Here is a 13,373-nt window from a genome sequence, read left to right as displayed (position 1 = left end):
AGTTAAGAGGAACAAAGTTTAAAAATTTTCTGAAATCTTAAAACACTATCACTTACCGATGGCGAAAAGTTTAATTTCGGGACTTTGAAACTGTGTGAAAATGGAAAAGAAACTCGAAATATACCCGGGGACAAAAGCCCTTATTTTTGATCTAGACGGCACTTTGGCCGATAATATGCCGATTCACTTTCTGGCATTTCGGAATGTGCTGAAAGATTACAAAGTGGATTTGAAACCCGAACTTTTTATGTCGCTGGCAGGTGTTCCGGCAGTGGAAACCATTGCGCATTACAACGATTTTTTTGGCGTTCAAATGGATCCCGAAAAAGTAGGGCATCAGAAAGAAGCTGAATACGAAAAACTGATGCACAAAATGAAACCGGTGGAGCCGGTGGTGGCTTTGCTGAAAAAATACCACGGGAAATTACCGATGGCGGTTGGTACGGGCGGCTATCGCAGGCTGGCAGAAATAACCATGCAAATTATCGGGATCGACAAGTATGTGGATATCCTGGTTTCAGCCGACGATGTGCAACATCCAAAGCCGCATCCTGAAACATTTCTGAAGTGTGCCGAAAAAATCGGTGTTGCCCCTGAGTTTTGCCAGGTGTTTGAGGACGGCGAACCAGGCATGCAGGCAGCGCGAACTGCCGGCATGATGGTTACTTCCGTTAATGACTTTTATGAAATGGACTTCAGCCTGGTGTAATTACCAGCCCAGGTCGTCGCAAATATTTTGTTCAAATTCGTGGGTGATTTTTATTCTCACCCGTCCATCTTCAAGCAGCATGGAAGATATGCTTGAATCGGTGTTGTTAAGATAGTTGCCGTTGGCATCAAATTCAGTAATAAAACTTGAACTCTCCCAGGCATCTTTCCAAAGGAAACGGAATTCGTATTCCTGGTCGGGTTGGGCGAGAACGTTGGCAACGCCGCCTTTCATGTCAATTCCCTGCCACGGATCGTTGCTGTTTTTGATGCGCATTTCACCGCTGTAAGTCGGCGCAACGGCCACCGAAAGATCATCGGGGCAAATGGCTTTTAAAACCACTTCGTACTCCACATAACCATCGGCTGCATCCACGTCCACTTCGTAGTTTCCGCTGCAAAGGCTCGAAACTTCCAGTGGTGCAATTTCTTTGAAAGCAGGGTTGTTGTTTCTGAAAACCAACCTGGCAGCTACTTCCGGTACATTTTCCAGCACAAAGGTCTCCGGGAAGTTTCCTTTGAAATTATTCGTACGGATCAGTTTTCCCTCGGCATCATAAATATCAGCATCAATTGAGAAACTGGATTTGGAATTGGACGCGAATTTTATGCTGGCTCCCGAGCTGCAAAGTGCATCAGTGGAAGCTTTGGCCAGAACATAGGAAATGTTTAACGACGTATGGTTGACCGGCTCAGCTGAGATGTTCCAGGCGTTGTTTTGAAATTGAGCAAAGCCAAAAGTCTCAGGTTCAGGTGTTCCGGTGTAAGAACAAAGCTGAGTGATGACGCCGCCGTTCAGGTTTTTAACGGTGTGCCCGTCGATTACCAATGAAACTACGTTGCCGGTTTCCAGTTTGCTAAACAAGGCAAGCGTTGCTGTTTCTTCGTTCCAGACCTTCTCTGCGGTAGTCGGGAAGCCGGTTTTTATATCCACTGTCAATTGAAAGAAGCCGGAGGGATTTTGCTCATAGGCAGCCATCAGTTCGTTCTCCGAATTAAATATTTTCTGACCACTTGCATCCGTAAATTTCACCATGTCTTCTTTGGTAACAGAATAGTTGACCCGGTAAGGTTTCTCAGATGCTAAGGTGGCTGATTTGGTCGGCATCACCGAAAAAATAATCGAGCCGCCGTCTTCTTCTCCGTCCAGTACATCTTCTTCGCCACCGGAAACGGGAGATAATACAAGTTCGAATGTTTTCTTGCCTTCGCTGTTGATCTGAATATTCTGGGTGAAATCTTCGTAGCCTTCTACCTGCACATGAACGGTAAAATCGAGCGGTGAAGACGCTGAGAATTCCACGTTCGGATCAACGGTAAGTTCAAGTTGTCCCTGCGATGTAAGGTGTTGTGCTTCTTTTTCCCCGGCAAATGTTACAATGTCACTGGCGTTTGGCCCGGTAAAAGTAACTGTTGCCTCTTGGGTAATCTGCTGGTTGTTTGTTACATCCATAAATTTAAAGGACATGCGGGTGGTAAAGAAATTAAAATCCACGATCAGAATATTAATGTCTTCGCCGGTTTCCTTGTCTTTGAATGGATCGTCAAACATTTCGCCACAGGCGCCAAGCGACGCGAAAAGAACTACTACAAGCGAAATTTTTAAAAATGTATGTTGAATGAAATTTTTCATGATCTGGTAAATTTTAGCAGGTTAAAAAAGTTTGACAGCTAAATTAAATTTCAGGATGGGGTAAATTTTATACGCATCGAATTGTCTTTCGAGGTATTGTTCGTGCCCCAGTGCCGGATCGGCAGTAGGCGAAAGCAAGCCATCAGCCTGGATTGTTAAATCGGGAGCTCCCATGTAGTAAAAGCCCATCTCGTAGCTGAAAACTACACGGTTGGCTTTGCCTAAAAATGCCTGGTAACCTGCGCCAACATAGGGAGCAGCTTTTAACTGCGGCTCAATTTCGAACTGAAATGTACCAATGTCTTCTGCCGGAATGGTAATGTCTCCAAACTGGTAATCGCTGACCGCAAAACCTTTTACTTCCGGATTAAAGGAAGTAAAGATAATTCCGGCAGAGATATACAGATTTCGGGTATAATTGAAATCGGCAAGCATCAGGATACCTCCGGTTTTATAATCCAGCGTGGCATCGTAGTTAATTCCGTATTCCTCAAAATCAACATCAAAAGAAGGCGAAAGCGTTTCGTAACCGGTTTTCAACGAAAACCAGTTGTTAAAAACATAACGTGCAGTACCTCCAAATCCGTTGGTAGAAGCTTGTCCTCCCAGGTACAGGCCTCTGGTGTCTGGTTTTTCATACGTACGTACAGTTCCTTCCTGTCCGGCTGCCGAATGAAAAAGCAAAACGAGCAGTGCGCAAACAGAGAGGTTCAGAAAATTTTTCATAAAAAAAGATTTTTTAAAGCGTCCAACAAATAACGAACATCTGGTGTTCATATGCAAACTTATGAAAAAGCAATCAAAACAGCATTGCTCAATCTAGTATGAAAATCAATTTGTAAGTTTGCAGGATGGATTTTAAGGTAGTAGCAGATTATCAGCCCACTGGCGATCAGCCCGAAGCAATTGTACAGCTGACTGACGGCATAACAAGCGGTGAGCGCTTTCAGACTTTGCTGGGGGTTACCGGGTCGGGAAAAACGTTTACGGTGGCCAATGTTATCGAAAAAGTACAACGCCCAACGCTTGTGCTGAGCCATAACAAAACCCTGGCAGCGCAGTTGTACAGCGAGATGAAACAGTTCTTTCCGAACAACTCGGTGGAGTATTTTGTGTCGTACTACGACTATTACCAGCCCGAGGCTTATTTGCCCACTAGCGATACGTACATCGAAAAGGATCTGTCGATCAACCAGGATATTGAGAAGCTCCGGTTGAGTGCGACTTCTGCGCTTCTTTCGGGGCGCCGCGATGTAATTGTGGTTTCGTCGGTGTCGTGTCTTTACGGTATCGGTAATCCGGAAGATTTTCATGCCAATGTAACCACGGTAAATGTGGGGGAGAAGGTTTCCCGGAATGCCATGCTCAGGCAATTGGTGGATGCCTTGTATTCGCGCAGTGAAGCCGAGTTTCAGCGTGGAAATTTCAGGGTGCGGGGGGATAATGTGGATATTTACCCGGCTTATGCCGATGTGGCTTACCGCATCACTTTCTGGGGTGACGAAATTGAAGAGATAAGCAGTTTTGACCCGGCTGACGGTTTAACCATTGAACGTCTGGAACAGGTAACCATTTATCCGGCGAATATTTTTGTGACCACCAAAGACCGGATGAAATCAGCCATTCATCAGATTCAGGATGACCTTGTGAAGCAGGTAGACTTTTTCAAGGAAATTGGGAAACCACTTGAAGCCAAACGGATACTGGAGCGCACCGAATACGACATGGAAATGATGCGTGAACTGGGCTACTGTCCGGGCATTGAAAATTACTCGCGTTATTTCGACGGAAGAGCCGCGGGTACACGACCTTTCTGTTTGCTCGATTATTTTCCGGATGATTTTCTGACGGTGATCGACGAAAGCCATGTTACCATTCCGCAGATACGTGCGATGTACGGCGGCGATAATTCGCGAAAGGTGAATTTGGTGGAATATGGATTCCGTTTGCCGGCAGCCATTGATAACCGGCCTTTGCGTTTCGAAGAGTTTGAGAACCTTGTGAACCAGGTAATTTATGTGAGCGCCACCCCGGCCGATTACGAACTGGTAAAAAGTGAAGGCGTGGTGGTGGAACAGATCATTCGCCCGACCGGCTTGCTGGATCCGATTATTGATGTGCGGCCCAGTGCCAACCAAATCGACGATTTGATGCACGAAATCAACCTGCGGGTTGAAAAGGACGAACGGGTGCTGGTAACCACATTGACCAAACGGATGGCGGAAGAACTCTCTAAATACCTCCTGAACATGGGCGTGAAGACGCGTTACATTCACTCGGATGTGGATACGATGGAACGGATCGAGATTATGGAGCAACTTCGGAAAGGCGAATTTGATGTGCTGGTGGGGATTAACCTTTTGAGGGAAGGTCTCGATTTGCCCGAAGTTTCGCTGGTAGCTATTCTGGATGCCGATAAGGAAGGGTTTCTGCGCTCGGAACGGTCACTTACCCAAACGGCGGGGCGTGCTGCACGTAACCTCAACGGGATGGTAATTATGTATGCGGATAAAATGACCGATTCGATGAAAAGAACCATCGATTCTACCAATTACCGGCGCGAGAAACAGCTGAAATACAACCAAGAAAACAATATTACGCCCAGAGCGATTGTGAAACCAACGCGCGAAATCATTGGCTACGAATACCGCAGCGACAAGCAACCACAATACGAAGGAGGAATGGGACAGCCCGATATTGCAGCCGATCCGGTGGTGCAGTACATGAGTATCGACGGGCTGGAGAAAGCCATCGACAAAACGCAAAAGCAGATGAAAGCCGCTGCCAAAGAGCTCGATTTTATTGAAGCCGCCCGTTTGCGTGACGAAATGTTTGCCTTGCAAAACATCCTTCAGGAGCGGAGAAGAGAGCTGGAAAAATAAAGAGCTACCTGCATGAGAGGTGGAATGTACGCTGTGTGGCTGTTCTAAACACATTACTGCCGATCGAAAAATTTCCTAAATTTGATAGAAAGTGTAATTTTGCAGCAAATTTTCAGGGGATGGAATTCTCATTTTCAAACATAATTGCTCAAGTGAAAGAACTGCTGTTTACTCCAAAGGAGTTTTGGCAGGCACAAAAGGACAAGGAAGAGAGCGGCGCAAAACTGTGGCTGACATACATGTTGCCCATTGTGCTGGCGGTAGCAGTGGCGGTTTTTATCGGCGAGTTCTTTAAAAGAACCGATTTCTTTATCGAGTACCCGCTGCTGAAAGCCATTCGGGAAGTCGTGCTTTTTGTATTGATGTATTTTCTGGGTGTGTTTTTTACCACCGAACTAATGAAGACTTTTGGCGGAGAAAAGGATGCTGCGGCAGCCCGGAAACTGGTGGTTTATTCCATGACTCCGATTTTACTGGTGTCGTTGCTTACCGGAATGTTCCCGTTTTTGTATGTTCTCGACATAGTGGGAGTGTACAGCTTTTACCTGTTTTGGGTAGGCGCTCGCAACCTGTTAACTTTGCCCGAAAACAAAGAAAGCAGTTATATATTGATCACCATTGTGGTTAACTTTTTTGTATTCAGTTTTTTAAGTGTGTTCTTGTCGAAACTGCTGAATGCATATTATTGATTAAAGCATTGCTGACCACATACACGTACAACTAATAATTTAAAAATGGCACACGCACCAAAGCAAAATATAAGCATCAAAAATAAGAAGGCCACCTTCGAATACGAACTGGTGGAACGCTTGGTAGCGGGCATGAAACTGGTGGGGACCGAGATCAAATCCATCCGCGGAGGAAAGGTTAACTTGACCGATTCGTATTGCCAGTTTGTGCGTAACGAGTTGTATGTGATCAACCTGCATATTTCTGAATACGAACTTGGAACCTGCAACAATCACATTGCCAAACGCGACCGCAAGCTGCTCCTTAACCGAAAAGAACTGGATAAGCTGGCGAAAAAAGTAAAGGAATCCGGATTCACCATTGTGCCGGTTAAGCTGTTTGTGAACGACCGCGGCCTGGCAAAGCTTGAAATTGCACTGGCACGCGGTAAGAAAACCTACGATAAACGCGAAACGCTGAAAGAAAAAGACGCGAAACGCGATATCGACCGGATGATGAAATTCTAATCGTTTCATCGGGTATCATTTCAGAACAGAACCAGCGTATTTCTATGCGCGGAGAATTTTCTAATAATTAATAACTGATATCTTAGGATTATTAAACCGGATCCGAAGCCACTCGTTTATTTTGTTATTCTCTTCGTGAACTTGGCTCCCTACAATCGATTCTTTGTAATTCACAAGTAACGTGGGGATGGTATCGTAAACAAGTGAATCTTTTCTTGAGCTCAGCTGTGTAATTTCGGCAAAAGCAAATTTGTCAATATTGCTGAAATGAAATTTTAACTCCGTGTCAATTTGCTGAAAGGGGAAGGTGTCTCGCTTGCTTAAACGCAATACTTCCTGCTCCAGCAGCCTGATTTTTGTTTCCTTGTCCTGCACAATCTGTTCATTCTTGGCATAAATATCTTCCAGAATTTTTAGCCGGAGATCAGAACTCAAATCCGCCATTTTTTGTTCGAAAGCCGCGCTGTTGTCTTTGTCCTGGTGAACCCTCACCTGTGTTTTCTTGGTGATGGAAAAGTGTTTTTGCCCGCTTAAGCCATAGTTGGCTAGCATGTTTTGCAGAAAACCTATTTTCTCATCCGAAATCTCCTGCCCGATGTAATACAGGTCAATGGTGGATAAAGTATCGGAGTAGGAGATTTTCTTGTTGATGAGTTCACTGCCGGCAAAAACGGCTTTCTCTTTGATAAAATTTTCCGAAGCAATGTTGAAACGCGTTTCCTGTATCACCTTGTAAAAAATGATGGCGCTTGGGATAATGGTCAGTACAAGGAATGAAACCGATATATTCCGGTATTTTTTTATCCTCGCGGGATCGATGTACGAAACAACCGGAAATTTTAAATATCTGACAACCAGGAAAGTTGCAAGGCTGATAAAAACAGAGTTAATAAAGAACAGGTAAAAAGCTCCGAGGAAATAACTCATCTTCATGGTCGCCAGTCCGTAACCTGCGGTACACAAAGGAGGCATCAGGGCAGTAGCAATGGCAACACCCGGTATTACGTTGGTTTTTTCCTTTCTCGAACCAGCCACAATCCCGGCGAAGCCACCAAACAGTGCCACCATCACATCCAGAATAGTAGGTTCCGTGCGTGCCAGCAATTCCGACTGCTCTATATTCAGCGGGGTAATCATAAAGTACAGAGTGGAAGTTATCAGCGATATGGAAACCGCAATCCCCAGGTTTTTTAAGGAACGAATGAGTGTTTCAATATCGTTGGTGCCGATGGATAAGCCAATTCCGAGGATCGGTCCCATTAAGGGCGAAATTAACATGGCGCCGATAATAACCGCTGTTGAGTTGACATTCAGCCCGATAGATGCTATAAATATGGAGAAAATAAGAATCCAGGCGGTTGGGCCGCGAAAACCAATGTCGCGTTTAATTCCTGCAATGGTTGATTCTATGTCGGTCCCGTCTTTTATATTCAATATGGAACGCAGAAAACGGCGTACAGCAATTGTTAAGTGGTATAGTTCGCTCTTTTTTGCCATTGTTGGTATTGTTTATTGTACTTGGATCGAAATGTAGAAAAAATCAGAATGTGCGATACACAATGGAACGTACAAACAGCTTTTTCTGTGATAATTTTAACTAATTAACAGCTAATATTCCTGCGGAGTTTAGTCGGACCATGAATTTATACGGATCGGCAACAACATTTATTGAAGCCGGAATCCGGCATACTTTCACATTTTCCGTTGGCAGTAAGCTTGTTTGTATAATCAAACACTTTCCAGGTTTTCGAACGGAATAATGGGGTCACCTTTGTATTTCAGCAAAAGGTTGGCTACCGCCAGTGTATCCTTTTCACAATACTGAATAATGCGGTCCACATCTTTGTCTTCCCAGTAAACCTTTGCTACCTGGCTTCCGTCAATATCATCTTTCGGCGTTGGAATGTTAAAGAGTTCGCAAAGCAACGACAACGAAGTATAATGTTTGTAATCGCCAAATTTCCATAGTTGGAGCGTGTCGATCAGCACATCTTTTACTTCCCAGGGTTTGGCACCGGCAATATCGAGCACCTTCGGAAGGTTGACGTTGTTGACCAAAGCACGGCGTGCAATGTACGGAAAGTCAAACTCCTGCCCGTTGTGCGCACAAAGTCTGCGTTTCCCGGCTTTCGAAAAGCGGTTTAAGGCATTGAAAAAATTCTGAATGAGCAACTTCTCATCTTCATGGTAAAACGACTTCACCCTAAAATAAGGCTCTCCTTTTTTTTGCACCACGTAACCGGTTGATATGCAAACGATCCGGCCAAATTCGGCATAAATACCTGCCCTTTCATACAGGGCATCTGCGGGTTCGCCGGCATTGATCTGAAACTGCATTTTGTGTTCCCACAATTCCTGCCAGCGCTCGGTAAGCTCGGTATATTCAGGTGCGAGAGGTACTGTTTCAATGTCGAGGAATAAAATCTCTTCGATGTTTAAATTGTGTAACATCACTGATTTTTTAATGTTTGCAGAATGTGGTTGGTCAGAATTTGTATGGCGATTTTATTTTTTCCACCCTGCGGAACAATAATATCAGCATACCTCTTGGTTGGCTCGATGAATTGAAGATGGCTCGGGCGAACGGTTTGATGATAACGGGTCAGAATCTGCTCCACATTACGGCCCCGTTCCTCCATGTCGCGCTGAATTACTCTTGCCAGCCTAACGTCGGAATCGCAATCCACATACACCTTAATATCCATCAACTCGCGCAGAACTTTATTGGTAAGGCACAATATTCCTTCGATAATAAGCACGTGTTTGGGCTCAACGGTATTGGTTTCTTCCTGCCGGGTGCAGGTAATAAACGAATAAACCGGTTCGTTGATCGCTTGTCCGGTTTTTAGTTTTTTTACATGCTCGATCATCAGGTCGAATTCGATGGAATCGGGATGGTCGAAATTCTTTTTGCGGCGTTCTTCCAGTGCCAAATGGCTGTTGTCGTAGTAATACGAGTCGTGTGATAACACAGCAACCTCGTTTCTCGAGAATTGCTCACTTATTTTTTTTACCACGGTAGTTTTTCCCGATCCGGTTCCACCGGCGATACCAATGATCAGCATGGTCCTCTAATTAATTGTTATCTTTCCCAAACACAGCAGAAAGATTAAATTTTTGTGCTAAGAAAACACTAATTTCGCAGCATTGAAAGCACAATTTACAAAAAATAGACAGCAATGATTAACCATGTCGTTCTTTTTAAACTGAAAGCATATCCTGCCGAAGAGAAGAGTCAGATAATCGCCAACATCAAGGAGATGTTGCTGGGACTGAAAGGAAAAATTGACGAGTTGAAGTACATCGAGGTAGGAGAGAACTACGAGTTGGATTCAAAAAGTTTTGATCTGGCGCTGATTACACATTTCGAAAGTGTGGAAGGACTGGACGTTTACAGGGTTCATCCCGAGCATGTGAAAGTGGCCGCTTACATTGGTGGAGTTGTAGAAGCCCGGGCCGCTGTCGATTTCAATTTCTAGTTTCTTTAATCCGGATGACTGGCCGCCATGGGTTAGTTTCCTATAAAAACAGTTAACATGAACAGTTTATATCCAATAAAATTTAAACCCATATTTCACGAAAAAATCTGGGGCGGTAACCGCATGCGTACCATCCTGAACAAAGATTACGGCGATTTGCCGAATTGCGGCGAGAGCTGGGAAATTTCGGGAGTGGAAGGTAACATTTCGGTGGTGAGCAATGGTTTTCTGGCCGGAAACGACCTGAACGAGATCATCGAAATATACATGGGCGACCTGGTGGGTGATAAAATATACGAGAAGTTCGGGCAGGAATTTCCGTTGCTGATCAAGTTCATCGATGCACAGGACGATCTGTCGATCCAGGTTCATCCGGATGATAAATTGTCGAAAGAGCGGCACAATGCCTACGGAAAAACCGAAATGTGGTACGTGGCCGGTGCAGAAGACGGCGCTTTGATCAATTCAGGCTTTAACCAGCCGGTGGATCGCGAGCAATACCTGAAAGCGTTTAATGCCGGAAAAATCACCGACTTGCTGCATTACGATGAGGCAGAAGTGGGCGATGTGTTTTTTATTCCGGCGGGGCGTGTACATGCGATTGGAAAAGGTTGTCTGGTAGCTGAAATTCAGCAAACTTCTGATGTAACCTATCGTATTTTTGATTACAACCGCAAAGACGACAAAGGAAACGAGCGTGAATTGCACACCGAACTGGCACTCGATGCCATCGACTTTTCGTATTCGAGCGAGTACAAGGCAAAATACCAGACCGAGTTGAACCAGGCTGTCGAAATTGTCAGCTGTCCGTATTTCACCACCAACATTGTTGAATTCGACCGTGAACTGGAAAAAGATTACAACGATATTGATTCGTTCGTTATTTACATGACCATGGAAGGAAGTTTCGAGATTGTGTCGGAAAGCGGAAGCGAAACTGTTGAAATGGGAGAAACCGTTTTGATTCCGGCCAGCCTGGAAGGAATACAGTTAAAACCCAAAAGCGGAAAAGTGAAACTGCTGGAAGTTTACATCAAATAGCAGAATAATTTATAACTTCAGGACTCATTCAAATATATTTTTATGGAGATCAAAGAAGCTCAGTTTGTAGTAAGCAATACTGATGTCGAAAAATGTCCGGCAGGTAATCGCCCGGAGTATGCTTTTATTGGCCGTTCAAACGTGGGGAAATCTTCTTTGATCAATATGCTGACCAACAAGAAAACACTGGCCAAAATATCCGGGAAGCCTGGTAAAACGCGTCTGATCAATCATTTTCTGATCGATAAAGACTGGTTTCTGGTCGATTTACCCGGGTACGGATATGCGCAGGTTCCAAAGGTGGAGCGGCTGAAATGGGAAAAAATGCTTCGCAACTACATCCTGAAAAGAGAAAATTTGTATTGTCTGTTTGTGCTGATCGATTCGCGTCATCCGGCACAAAAAGTCGATCTCGATTTTATGGAGTGGCTGGGGGTTAGCCAGATTCCTTTCAGCATTATATTTACCAAGTCGGATAAACTGAGGCCGGTGGAACTGGAAGCCAATCTGAAAGCTTACGAAGAAAAAATGTTTGAGACCTGGGAAGTGATGCCTCACTATTTGGTATCGTCCTCGGAAACAGGCCTTGGGAAAGAAGAAATACTAACTTATATTGATAGTGTGAACAAAAATGCCGGGAATATTTAAGCACTGAAGGTGTCAAAACTGCTCCCGGATAAAACAGATTGAACCGAAAGTTATAACTTTGCGGCATATTCCTAATTGGATTCAAATAAAAAACTATAGGGAATGAAAAATCACCCACTAAAAATTTTCACCGGAAGAACCACCCGATATTTAACCGAAAAGATTTGCGACAGTCTGGATGTTGATTTGGGACATTCGTCGTGCCCGGTATTTGCCGACGGCGAGTTTGAACCCTGTTACGAAGAAACTATTCGCGGATCGCATGTTTTCATCGTTCAGTCAACACCTCCTTCAGCCGATAACCTGCTGGAATTGTTGCTGATGGTTGATGCCGCCAAGCGGGCAAGTGCCTACAAGGTAATTGCTGTGGTTCCGTATTTTGGTTATGCACGCCAGGACCGCAAAGACAAACCCCGGGTTTCGATTGGTGCCAAACTGGTTGCCGACCTGCTTTCTACCGCAGGAATCGACCGGCTGATTACCATGGATTTACATGCTGACCAGATCCAGGGATTCTTCAATGTTCCGGTTGATCACTTGTATGCTTCCACGTTGTTTGTTCCGTTTATCGAAAAAATGGGACTGAAAGATGTAGTGATCGCTTCGCCCGATGTGGGTGGAACCAAACGTGCCAATACCTACGCAAAAATGCTGGAAACCGGTATCGTGATCTGTCATAAAACCCGTGCACGTCCGAACGAAGTGGGTAACATGACCGTGATTGGTGAGGTAAAAGGCAAAGATGTGATTATTGTGGACGATATCATCGATACAGCGGGGACAATTACAAAAGCTGCGAACCTGATGAAAAAAGAAGGAGCGCGTACTGTGAGAGCTTTTGCTGCACACGGGGTGCTTTCAGGACCGGCTGTTGAACGCATTGAAAAATCGGAACTGGAGGAAGTGTATTTTACCGACTCGATAAAACCCAATGCCGGAAGCAGTAAAATCAAGTACATCTCCACTGCCGATGCCTTTGCTGAGGCTATTCGCAGGGTGTATAAAAATCAGTCAATAAGTTCGTTATATTACAAATAATTTCTATTTTTGCACCGCTTTTTCCGAAAGCAGAGGCATAGTAGTTATGCATGCTGTTTGTCCGTCAGCTGACGGAAGGGCTGAGTACCATAATTATTAAATTAAATTATTAAAATGAAATCAGTAGCAATTAAAGGGGAACTGCGTTCTTCCCTTGGAAAAAAAGATTCCAAAAAACTGCGCGCAGAAGAGAAAGCTCCAGCTGTATTGTACGGTGGTGAGACTCCGATTCATTTTGCAGTTGATTTTGCTGAAATGCGTCAGTTGATTTATACGCCTAACGTATTTTTGATCGATCTTGAAATTGATGGCAAAGTATACAAAGCAATCATGCAGGATATTCAGTGGCATTCGGTAGAAGAAGTTGTTCTTCATGTCGATTTCCTTCAGATTGCAGAAGACAAGCCAATTAAAGTGGCTGTTCCTGTTAAAATCTCTGGTCACGCAAAAGGTATCAGAGTAGGGGGTAAATTAAATATCAACCTGCGTCGTTTGAAAGTGAAAGCACTTGCTACCGACCTGCCGGATACAATTGATATCGATGTTACCAAATTAGGTTTGGGACAGAGTATTAAAGTAGCCGACCTTAAATCGGATAAAGTAGAGTTCCTGGATCAAAAATCAAACGTTATTGTCAGCGTAGCTATGACAAGGGCTGCAAGATCAGCCGCTGGTGCTGCTTTGGCAACAGGTGACGATGAGGAAGAAGAAACTTCAGAAGAAGCTCCTGCAAGCGAAGAATAAACCT

At 44.4% G+C, this 13,373-nt stretch carries 14 protein-coding genes; 9 read left to right on the top strand and 5 right to left on the bottom strand.

The annotated features are described in order from the left end of the window. Positions 1 to 100 precede the first annotated feature (100 nt). A complete protein-coding gene (locus tag INQ51_RS01220; protein WP_233376078.1) occupies positions 101 to 709 on the top strand; it encodes an HAD family hydrolase in 609 nt (202 codons plus the stop codon). Here the strand turns inward: INQ51_RS01220 and INQ51_RS01215 are convergent, their stop codons facing one another. Next, on the bottom strand, positions 710 to 2,341 hold the full coding sequence (locus tag INQ51_RS01215) for a hypothetical protein (protein WP_233376077.1): 1,632 nt from the start codon (positions 2,339 to 2,341) through the stop codon (positions 710 to 712). 21 nt (positions 2,342 to 2,362) lie between these two features. Next, positions 2,363 to 3,067, bottom strand: a complete 705-nt coding sequence (locus INQ51_RS01210) for a hypothetical protein (protein ID WP_233376076.1) — start codon at positions 3,065 to 3,067, stop codon at positions 2,363 to 2,365. 125 nt (positions 3,068 to 3,192) lie between these two features. On the opposite strand from INQ51_RS01210, the gene uvrB reads away from it, so the two are divergent. The 3 genes from uvrB (at position 3,193) to smpB (ending at position 6,419) form a co-directional block, all read left to right on the top strand. Beyond that, on the top strand, positions 3,193 to 5,223 hold the full coding sequence (gene uvrB / locus INQ51_RS01205; RefSeq protein WP_233376075.1) for an excinuclease ABC subunit UvrB: 2,031 nt from the start codon (positions 3,193 to 3,195) through the stop codon (positions 5,221 to 5,223). Between the two features lie 152 nt (positions 5,224 to 5,375). Continuing rightward, complete coding sequence (locus tag INQ51_RS01200) at positions 5,376 to 5,912, top strand: Yip1 family protein (RefSeq protein ID WP_233376074.1); 537 nt, start codon at positions 5,376 to 5,378, stop codon at positions 5,910 to 5,912. A 45-nt stretch (positions 5,913 to 5,957) separates the two neighbouring features. Then, positions 5,958 to 6,419 (top strand): SsrA-binding protein SmpB, encoded by a 462-nt coding sequence (gene smpB / locus INQ51_RS01195; RefSeq protein ID WP_233376073.1) that lies wholly within the window; start codon positions 5,958 to 5,960, stop codon positions 6,417 to 6,419. A 60-nt stretch (positions 6,420 to 6,479) separates the two neighbouring features. Here the strand turns inward: smpB and INQ51_RS01190 are convergent, their stop codons facing one another. The 3 genes from INQ51_RS01190 to udk form a co-directional block, all read right to left on the bottom strand. Further along, complete coding sequence (locus tag INQ51_RS01190; protein WP_233376072.1) at positions 6,480 to 7,916, bottom strand: DUF389 domain-containing protein; 1,437 nt, start codon at positions 7,914 to 7,916, stop codon at positions 6,480 to 6,482. 231 nt (positions 7,917 to 8,147) lie between these two features. Continuing rightward, on the bottom strand, positions 8,148 to 8,870 hold the full coding sequence (locus INQ51_RS01185; protein WP_233376071.1) for a ribonuclease H-like domain-containing protein: 723 nt from the start codon (positions 8,868 to 8,870) through the stop codon (positions 8,148 to 8,150). Further along, positions 8,870 to 9,484, bottom strand: a complete 615-nt coding sequence (gene udk, locus INQ51_RS01180) for a uridine kinase (protein WP_233376070.1) — start codon at positions 9,482 to 9,484, stop codon at positions 8,870 to 8,872. Before udk ends, INQ51_RS01185 begins: the two co-directional genes overlap by 1 nt. Before the next feature lie 114 nt (positions 9,485 to 9,598). Between udk and INQ51_RS01175 the strand changes: the two genes are divergently transcribed. The 5 genes from INQ51_RS01175 (at position 9,599) to INQ51_RS01155 (ending at position 13,369) form a co-directional block, all read left to right on the top strand. Continuing rightward, the gene (locus INQ51_RS01175) at positions 9,599 to 9,898 is read left to right on the top strand and encodes a Dabb family protein (RefSeq protein WP_233376069.1); all 300 of its coding nucleotides are present in this window, start codon (positions 9,599 to 9,601) and stop codon (positions 9,896 to 9,898) included. 57 nt (positions 9,899 to 9,955) lie between these two features. Then, positions 9,956 to 10,939, top strand: a complete 984-nt coding sequence (locus INQ51_RS01170; RefSeq protein ID WP_233376068.1) for a type I phosphomannose isomerase catalytic subunit — start codon at positions 9,956 to 9,958, stop codon at positions 10,937 to 10,939. A 42-nt stretch (positions 10,940 to 10,981) separates the two neighbouring features. Continuing rightward, on the top strand, positions 10,982 to 11,587 hold the full coding sequence (gene yihA / locus INQ51_RS01165; protein ID WP_233376067.1) for a ribosome biogenesis GTP-binding protein YihA/YsxC: 606 nt from the start codon (positions 10,982 to 10,984) through the stop codon (positions 11,585 to 11,587). A 102-nt stretch (positions 11,588 to 11,689) separates the two neighbouring features. Further along, a complete protein-coding gene (locus tag INQ51_RS01160) occupies positions 11,690 to 12,625 on the top strand; it encodes a ribose-phosphate pyrophosphokinase (protein ID WP_233376066.1) in 936 nt (311 codons plus the stop codon). 114 nt (positions 12,626 to 12,739) lie between these two features. Beyond that, positions 12,740 to 13,369, top strand: a complete 630-nt coding sequence (locus INQ51_RS01155) for a 50S ribosomal protein L25/general stress protein Ctc (RefSeq protein ID WP_233376065.1) — start codon at positions 12,740 to 12,742, stop codon at positions 13,367 to 13,369. Positions 13,370 to 13,373: the final 4 nt, after the last annotated feature.

The sequence above is a fragment of the Maribellus sp. CM-23 genome (assembly GCF_021354595.1).
Lineage (GTDB): Bacteria > Bacteroidota > Bacteroidia > Bacteroidales > Prolixibacteraceae > Draconibacterium.
This window is presented reverse-complemented; position numbering and strand designations above follow the sequence as displayed.

Coding starts and splice junctions, on each gene's coding strand:
- INQ51_RS01220 (WP_233376078.1), top strand. CDS start 101: ATGGAAAAGAAACTCGAAATATACCCGGGGACAAAAGCCCTTATTTTT.
- INQ51_RS01215 (WP_233376077.1), bottom strand. CDS start 2,341: ATGAAAAATTTCATTCAACATACATTTTTAAAAATTTCGCTTGTAGTA.
- INQ51_RS01210 (WP_233376076.1), bottom strand. CDS start 3,067: ATGAAAAATTTTCTGAACCTCTCTGTTTGCGCACTGCTCGTTTTGCTT.
- uvrB (WP_233376075.1), top strand. CDS start 3,193: ATGGATTTTAAGGTAGTAGCAGATTATCAGCCCACTGGCGATCAGCCC.
- smpB (WP_233376073.1), top strand. CDS start 5,958: ATGGCACACGCACCAAAGCAAAATATAAGCATCAAAAATAAGAAGGCC.
- INQ51_RS01190 (WP_233376072.1), bottom strand. CDS start 7,916: ATGGCAAAAAAGAGCGAACTATACCACTTAACAATTGCTGTACGCCGT.
- INQ51_RS01185 (WP_233376071.1), bottom strand. CDS start 8,870: ATGTTACACAATTTAAACATCGAAGAGATTTTATTCCTCGACATTGAA.
- udk (WP_233376070.1), bottom strand. CDS start 9,484: ATGCTGATCATTGGTATCGCCGGTGGAACCGGATCGGGAAAAACTACC.
- INQ51_RS01175 (WP_233376069.1), top strand. CDS start 9,599: ATGATTAACCATGTCGTTCTTTTTAAACTGAAAGCATATCCTGCCGAA.
- INQ51_RS01170 (WP_233376068.1), top strand. CDS start 9,956: ATGAACAGTTTATATCCAATAAAATTTAAACCCATATTTCACGAAAAA.
- yihA (WP_233376067.1), top strand. CDS start 10,982: ATGGAGATCAAAGAAGCTCAGTTTGTAGTAAGCAATACTGATGTCGAA.
- INQ51_RS01160 (WP_233376066.1), top strand. CDS start 11,690: ATGAAAAATCACCCACTAAAAATTTTCACCGGAAGAACCACCCGATAT.
- INQ51_RS01155 (WP_233376065.1), top strand. CDS start 12,740: ATGAAATCAGTAGCAATTAAAGGGGAACTGCGTTCTTCCCTTGGAAAA.